This window comes from Butyricicoccus sp. AM05-1, from assembly GCF_003474415.1.
GTDB classification, from domain to species: Bacteria; Bacillota; Clostridia; order Oscillospirales; family Butyricicoccaceae; genus Agathobaculum; species Agathobaculum butyriciproducens.
Genome location: NZ_QUDG01000009.1, coordinates 87,883 through 94,431, shown reverse-complemented (window position 1 = coordinate 94,431; position 6,549 = coordinate 87,883). Strand labels below are relative to the sequence as shown.

10 protein-coding genes are annotated in these 6,549 nt (G+C 53.4%); all 10 read right to left on the bottom strand.

The genetic code is table 11. The annotated features are described in order from the left end of the window. Window positions 1-136: 136 nt before the first annotated feature. The 10 genes from DW088_RS12135 to DW088_RS15925 all read right to left on the bottom strand — a co-directional run bounded on the left by DW088_RS12135 (window position 137) and on the right by DW088_RS15925 (window position 6,453). Window positions 137-631 (bottom strand): antirestriction protein ArdA, encoded by a 495-nt coding sequence (locus tag DW088_RS12135; protein ID WP_442861144.1) that lies wholly within the window; start codon window positions 629-631, stop codon window positions 137-139. Between the two features lie 70 nt (window positions 632-701). Then, entirely contained in the window at window positions 702-875 is a 174-nt protein-coding gene (locus tag DW088_RS16755; RefSeq protein WP_382737162.1) for a helix-turn-helix domain-containing protein, read from the bottom strand. A 43-nt stretch (window positions 876-918) separates the two neighbouring features. Beyond that, on the bottom strand, window positions 919-1,140 hold the full coding sequence (locus DW088_RS12125) for a hypothetical protein (RefSeq protein ID WP_110436175.1): 222 nt from the start codon (window positions 1,138-1,140) through the stop codon (window positions 919-921). 48 nt (window positions 1,141-1,188) lie between these two features. Continuing rightward, window positions 1,189-2,379, bottom strand: a complete 1,191-nt coding sequence (locus DW088_RS12120) for an XRE family transcriptional regulator (RefSeq protein WP_117492378.1) — start codon at window positions 2,377-2,379, stop codon at window positions 1,189-1,191. Window positions 2,380-2,635: 256 nt separating this feature from the next. Continuing rightward, window positions 2,636-3,058, bottom strand: a complete 423-nt coding sequence (locus DW088_RS12115; RefSeq protein ID WP_117492380.1) for a hypothetical protein — start codon at window positions 3,056-3,058, stop codon at window positions 2,636-2,638. Then, on the bottom strand, window positions 3,055-4,455 hold the full coding sequence (locus DW088_RS12110; RefSeq protein WP_117492382.1) for an FtsK/SpoIIIE domain-containing protein: 1,401 nt from the start codon (window positions 4,453-4,455) through the stop codon (window positions 3,055-3,057). The genes DW088_RS12115 and DW088_RS12110 overlap by 4 nt, the downstream gene beginning before the upstream one ends. A gap of 5 nt (window positions 4,456-4,460) precedes the next feature. Continuing rightward, entirely contained in the window at window positions 4,461-4,868 is a 408-nt protein-coding gene (locus tag DW088_RS12105) for a YdcP family protein (protein WP_117492384.1), read from the bottom strand. 23 nt (window positions 4,869-4,891) lie between these two features. Then, window positions 4,892-5,215 (bottom strand): YdcP family protein, encoded by a 324-nt coding sequence (locus tag DW088_RS12100; RefSeq protein ID WP_117492386.1) that lies wholly within the window; start codon window positions 5,213-5,215, stop codon window positions 4,892-4,894. 28 nt (window positions 5,216-5,243) lie between these two features. After that, on the bottom strand, window positions 5,244-6,311 hold the full coding sequence (locus DW088_RS12095; protein ID WP_117492388.1) for a DNA cytosine methyltransferase: 1,068 nt from the start codon (window positions 6,309-6,311) through the stop codon (window positions 5,244-5,246). Further along, window positions 6,298-6,453 carry a hypothetical protein gene (locus DW088_RS15925; protein WP_158557260.1) on the bottom strand — a complete coding sequence of 52 codons (156 nt, stop codon included), beginning with the start codon at window positions 6,451-6,453 and terminating at the stop codon, window positions 6,298-6,300. The genes DW088_RS12095 and DW088_RS15925 overlap by 14 nt, the downstream gene beginning before the upstream one ends. Window positions 6,454-6,549: the final 96 nt, after the last annotated feature.

Below are 6,549 nucleotides of genomic sequence, written 5' to 3'. Positions count from 1 at the left end.
GGGCGAGGAACGAGCCCCACGCCGCCTGCGTCTTTCCTCGCCCCCTGCGCCCGGTTATGGATAACTGCCATGCAGTTACCCACAGCCGGACACACCCCCACACCATTCTCACAGCGGCGGGCGAAAGAGAAAACGGTTAAACTGCGATCTCAAACACACCATTCCGCGTTTCAACAAACGTACCCTCCATAGATAAGTCGCGCCCATACGCTTCATAGTCAAAGTAGTATATCAGGTGGTCTGGTACGGAGATATAACCTTCCTCCACCATTTGACGCGCTACATCCGCCATATCTTCGCAGCCGGGGTAATAGATAATGTCGTCCTGATGGTCGCACAAATCCTCAATACTGCTGAAATAGCCTTGCAGTTCACGTAAATTATCCTGGATATACTCCGGCAAATCCTCCACCATTTCACACAGGCGGTTGACTTCCTCAATAGGCGTGTACTCGTCTATCTCAAAGGGCAGCTCGTAGTCGTGGATGGCGTATTCCTCGTAAAATTCGTTCAGGCCGATGCGCTCCGCCATTTCGTCATAGTCTATGGGCGGTTCAAACCAGTCGCCGACAAGCTCGCCCTCGTTGTATTTGCCGAGGTTCGCTACATATACCCGCATTTCTTCCATAATCCATTCTCACCTCCACCATGCAGGCATAAAAACGGCCGGTCTCACATTGAAACCAGCCGTTACATCAAACTCAAAAGCCCATGAGATAAGGGACAGACACACCGAAATACACTGCGAGCCTGTCCCATACTTCCTGATCTCTCGGTATACTGCTTCCATTTTCATAGTTTGTAAGCATACTCTGTGATACGCCTACCAGTACCGCAAGTCGTTTTACTGTGATACCACGCGCCCTGCGCAGCATCTTGATACGGTTTTGACGATAGCGCACATCCACACCCCATTCCTTATGCGCCGATGATCTGATTGAACAGCGTGAGCAGAACGTCTTTCACGCCTGCCGCATTGAATACAAGGCCGACCGCGATCAGCGACACGACCAGAAAACCAATGAGCTTGGAAAACTCGCGCTTAAAGCCGAGATAAATACCAATCACCACGATCGCCATAAGCACAAGAGACTGGGCGTTCGTAAGAAACCAGTTGTAAAGGTTGACGCCGAAATTCATAGGCTAATATTCCTCCATTCCGCTTGTAATTAAACTTTTGCTTGCATTTTATTCTGTAATTACAACATCCCCGATTTCCTGAAGCTGCTGTTCAATGATCTTGCGGTGCTTATCTGCCAGCTCGGTTGCCGCAAGCATTTCTTCCATGATATTTGTCCCGCATTTGCGGTCTAACTCCAGCAGCATCTTCCACGACGGCGCGACCTGATGGGACAGCCAGTTCAGCGTTTTTTCAAGGCTGTACGGCTCAGGGTCAGTCGTCAGTTTGAGCCGGTCACGATGTTCCCCAATAAACACCGACCACATATGATTCAGCGGCCAATCTTCGGGCGGCTTACGGCTATCCCTATCCACGAACCGGACATACCGGTTGATGATGCCGAATGCAGTATCTTCGGGGCTTTCGTTAGACACCAGATCATAAACCGCATAGAAAGCACGGTCGTTTTTGAGCCGGATTTCAAACCGGTTTTTGACTTCCGCATCTTCAACGGGGATTCCTTTTTTCACAAGCTGTTCATATGCCTTTTCGTAAATGCAGAAATACAAGTCAGACTGCATCGAGCCGATATACAGCGTCGCACCCATGCTTTCCTTGTTTTCCTCCCGCAGATGTGCAAGCCCGCCCGTGCGGTACGCCTTGAAACTGCGGAATACCGAGATACATTCCCCGCGGTCGCATTTATCACACAGATAGGGGATATCCAAAATCCCCGCCCGATCATTGATTGCAAGGTCTATCCGCTTGAAAACCGCTTTTTCATCGAGAAACATCCGGAACAATTCAATCCAGCTTCTTTTCTGTCCATCCAGATAGGCTTCAAATTGGCGGCAGCCCTTGCCTTTAAGCTCAAGCAGCACACCTTTTTCCTCCATCGGTGAAGTCATGACCGCAATATCGCCCAGCACATACATACTGGAATAGGAATAAAGCCCGTGATCTTCCTGCGCCATATAGTTCATTTTGAGCCGCAGCACATCTTCAATAATATGCCTTGCGTCCATCGTAGGGAAGCGCACCCGCACATAGTCGATCATCAGGTTAAGCGGGTCTGGGTACAGGGTCTTGAGCGCCGCGGCGAGCCTTTTCCTTGTCTTGTCTGTCACCGGCAGCTTTCCGGTTTCCAGACGGCACAGGTATTCACGCGAAATACCTGCAACAGCGGCAACCGCCTTGCGCGAAATACCGTTGCGTTCCCGTTCTTCACGGAAATGCCAAATCCATTCGTTGTTTTCCATGAGATGGTCTCCTTTCTGCGTCATGTGACATTGACGCCCGTTTTTGACATAACCCTTAAAAGCCCAAAATCCAGACGGCATCAGGGTTTCTACTTTGTAAAGCGGCTGGCCATTGGCGATTTGTACCCCCCTGTTAGATACAGGGGGTTCAGGCACGCGGGCGCGGCTTCGCCGCGCCCGCCATCCGCCCTTGCCGCGCTGGCGGCTTTCGCGCTGCACACCGCGCGCGGCAGGGCGGGGCGTGCAGACAGAAATGCTATACATGGTATGTCACTTGCAGGAGTATGCCGGAAAAGGAAAGTTCGACATGCTCATCCGCTGGACGGTAACTGTCCTGCATACAGAACTCCCACACTGCCGCATCCTCAAACCCCAGCCAGACCATTTCGGAAACTTTTTTCTGCTCCGGATTATCCCGCATCTTCGCTTCAAGGAAACGCACAGCAGCGTCAATACTGCTTTCGACCTTCTGCATCCGTCCGTCTGCTTCCCGCATGACCTGATTAAATTCCGGTACGGTGAGATCAGATGCCGAACCTCCTACGAACTGCAATTCATCCAGCTCGTTTACATGAAACCATGTTGCTATCTTGTCCTCATTGTATGGAAACAGCACCATTCCCGTAATATTTTCGTCCCTATCCTTTGTTGTAACGAAGCGTTCTACTTTGTCATTCACTGCAAATCCTCCATTATATCCCTATCTGAACACACTTGCTTTAGTCCAGCCGCCAGTGTGCCGATCTCCCTTAGGAAGTCATACCCTTTGGGTACGACCGGCGTATAAAACTCGGTAATGACACCCTTACCGGTATCTGCATAGCCGCACCCCTTGACGTTCTTGAAGAAAAACTCTTTCTTCACTTCACCGAACATCATGCTGTATCCCAGCTCGGACATACGCCCCAGCGCGACACGGAAGTTAAACTGGTCACGGATACCGTCACCGAGATACTTTGCATCCGGGCGCTGGCAGGCGAGGATCAGGAAGAATCCCACCTGCCGTCCCAGCATGACAATCTGCTTGAGCTTGTTTAATACGTCCTCACGTTCGCGCGTGTTCAGCATTTCCATGAACGCGACGTATTCGTCGAATATCAAAAAGTGCGGTTCCAAGCTGAGATAGGCGTAGTTCTCGCCGGTCTTATAGCCCTGCATGGATTTCATGCTTTCGCTTCGCTGCATCATCCTGTCGCAAAACCGGCTGACACCGGCAGCAATATCCTCCTTGCGGTAATACACCTCCGGCATCACAGTAGACAGGTCTGCCAGATCAGCATTTTTCGGGTCTAAAATATGCAGCACAGCATCGGTCTGTAAAAGCGCCTGGATGATCGTCAGGATGAAATACGTCTTGCCGCCGCCCGTACCGCCTGCGATCAGCATGTGCGGGAGCGTGTCATACTCCCACCAGACGTTCTTCATCAGCCGTAGACGCCCGCCCTCGGCTTTCGCTTCGGCAATCGGGATACGGTTTGCCACCATGTCATAAAGCAGGGTATATTCCACATACCCGTCCCGCAGCTCGCGGCTGACCAGCTCGCAGTACAGGCCGCTTTCCAGCTTGGTTTCCAGATGAAGCAGCGGTTCCTGATATTTCCCCATCGTGATTTCCACTTGAAAATGCAAAAGCCCGTTTTCCATGCGGTAATACATCCGTGGAAAACGGGCTATCTTCGTTTTTGTATCCGGACTGGGTAAATCCTTGAAAAAGCCGTCCTGCTTTGTCCGTTCGGCCTGCTCGTACCACTGATTTTCGAGCACCATGCGCGCCAGCTTTTGACGGTGCATGAGCTGCCGCACGACATCCGGGAATAGACGGTACAGCAGGACAAGCACTGTCCCAGCAACCGCCGCCGACACAATACTACTGAGCAGCAGATACGGCATATGCCAACCAAAGCCGCCGACGCCCAGCATGAACAGCCTGCGCCAGTCTGTTTGCAGGATGGTTTTCAAGTTGAGTAAAGCGAAAGCCGCAAGGAACACCGGAAGCACCACACAACAGGCAGACCGGAACACCAAATCCCTATCTGCCGGACGGATACGCTTGCCGCGATACCGGAAAAGCTTCATATCACTTACGCTTTCTTCTCCGGCGGGTTGTCCTTGCGCGGCTGGGCGGGCTGCCCGCTGTTCGGCGCAGAAGCCGGTTCGGGCTTGACCAATACGATATCCTCCGCCTTGATATACCAGTCTACATCTGCGTTGTCGCCGAACGTCGCGTGCGCCACAGCGCCGAATTTCGCGCCCACGAGGTCTACCACCGCATTATACGGATAGTCCCGGACCGGGACGCTGGCCGGGATACTCACCTGGATCATGCGGCCCTGCGTTTTGCTTTTCAGATCGTAGGTACGTTCTTTTACCACATCCGACCGCGTACCGTCCTCATTCTGCACATAGACCTCACGGCGCATGGAAGAAAAGCGCAGCTCACCCAGCGTAGGGACATGTCTCCCTGTAAATCCATTTCCGAATCTTGCCATAAACAATACCCGTCCTTTCTTCCTTACGCCTTGATGATATCATCCGCGTGGATAATAAAATCTATATAACCATTCCCGTTGATCGCGTAACCTTCCGCCGTCACCCACGGGTTGACAAGCTGCACCGGCTCCATATAGTCAAAATGTTTTTCGCCCGCCTGCGCCGGGATCACGACTTCGATATCGTCCGCACGCTGTACATCCGAAAACAGCTTGTACCGCCGCTGGACAACAACTTCCTGCCGCCCGACACGCTTTTTATCTTCACGGCTGGCCTGTTCCGGCCCGCCAAATTCCAGATTGCCAAGGTCTTTTTCCTTGTCCGGGACTACAAACAGTAAATTCATAATGTTACCTCCAAACTGCTGTTATGGTTTATTCTGTCATTACTTCTGCGATACCCGCCATGATATACTCCGCGCAGGGCAGGGCGATCGCGTTGCCGAGCGCAAAGCAGCGGGCATGGTTGCTGATGGGTTCATCCTTGCAGCCGTATGCCGTCCAGCCCTCGGGCAGGCCCATGAGCCGTTCACATTCCAAGGGCGTAAGGTCACGGATAAAACCGTCCTGCTCTTTTCCCTCATACCAGAATGCGAAGGGCTGACCTACACTGGCAAGCAAAGTTGGGAAGGGTTCGCCGTTTCTGCCGAAACACGTGCGGAAACCTTTTTGATCGCCCTGCTTTGCCATTGACCGCATCCGCCGGAGCTGGAAGGGACGCACGACGGGTACCTGCCGCCCTGCTTGAGCAGCAGGTATTCGATCTCCGCGGGCGGCGGGCAGCCTGCTTTCGCCGCAAGGCGCAGGATACGGGAGCATACTGCGGGGCTTAAATAATACTTCTGCGGCACGTTCTCCTGCAAAATCCGCCACGACGAACACCCGCCGCCTACGCTGCGAAAGAGCGGGTTCTCCCCAATACTGGGCGTCCATGAGCCGCCAAGCGGTATCAGCCCGTCCCCCTCGCACCATTCCGGCGTGCGCCCAGATACCACTATCAGGCATTGGAATCTCGGTACCTGTGAATGCGTGGAGCACGGCTGCAAAATCCAGCCGGTCATTTGACACAAAAGCTCCCGCGACGTTCTCCCAGACAGCGAAAGCTGGATACCGGTTATCTGTTGCATTCCTCATTTCCTCAATAATACGCATGGCCTGATAGAACAGGCCGGATTTACTGCCTGCCAGACCGGTACGGTTGCCGATCTGCGACAGATTTTGGCACGGCGAGCCGAACGTGACCACATCCACGGGCGGTATTTTGCCGCCGTCTATCTGCGTAATATCGCCCAGATGCAGCATTTCAGGGAAATGCCGCTTGGTGATGGATACCGGCGCTCTGGCGATCTCGCTGGCCCACACGGGGACAATGCCACAGCGGGACGCGGCGAGAGGGAACACGCCGATGCCGTCAAAGAGACTGCCGAGTTTAAGTGCGGACACGGCCGGACCTCTTGCGCCCCCGCGCCCGCACGCCGTCCATGCTGTTCCACTTTGGGGATTTCCCACGGATGCGGGAGAAGCAGTCACAGCGTTCGTCCGGGTCCAAATTCGCCCCGCAGTAGGGGCAGGTGTGATAGTACATAAGCTGTCCTCCTTTTGATGGTTGGTTGATGGCCTGCACAGATCCCGGCGGCGGGCGGGCATGGTGAGTGACGATCTCAGGGCATAAAAATAACCG

Coding starts and splice junctions, on each gene's coding strand:
- DW088_RS12120 (WP_117492378.1), bottom strand. CDS start 2,379: ATGGAAAACAACGAATGGATTTGGCATTTCCGTGAAGAACGGGAACGC.
- DW088_RS12100 (WP_117492386.1), bottom strand. CDS start 5,215: ATGAATTTACTGTTTGTAGTCCCGGACAAGGAAAAAGACCTTGGCAAT.
- DW088_RS16755 (WP_382737162.1), bottom strand. CDS start 875: ATGCTGCGCAGGGCGCGTGGTATCACAGTAAAACGACTTGCGGTACTG.
- DW088_RS12125 (WP_110436175.1), bottom strand. CDS start 1,140: ATGAATTTCGGCGTCAACCTTTACAACTGGTTTCTTACGAACGCCCAG.
- DW088_RS12110 (WP_117492382.1), bottom strand. CDS start 4,455: ATGAAGCTTTTCCGGTATCGCGGCAAGCGTATCCGTCCGGCAGATAGG.
- DW088_RS15925 (WP_158557260.1), bottom strand. CDS start 6,453: ATGTACTATCACACCTGCCCCTACTGCGGGGCGAATTTGGACCCGGAC.
- DW088_RS12105 (WP_117492384.1), bottom strand. CDS start 4,868: ATGGCAAGATTCGGAAATGGATTTACAGGGAGACATGTCCCTACGCTG.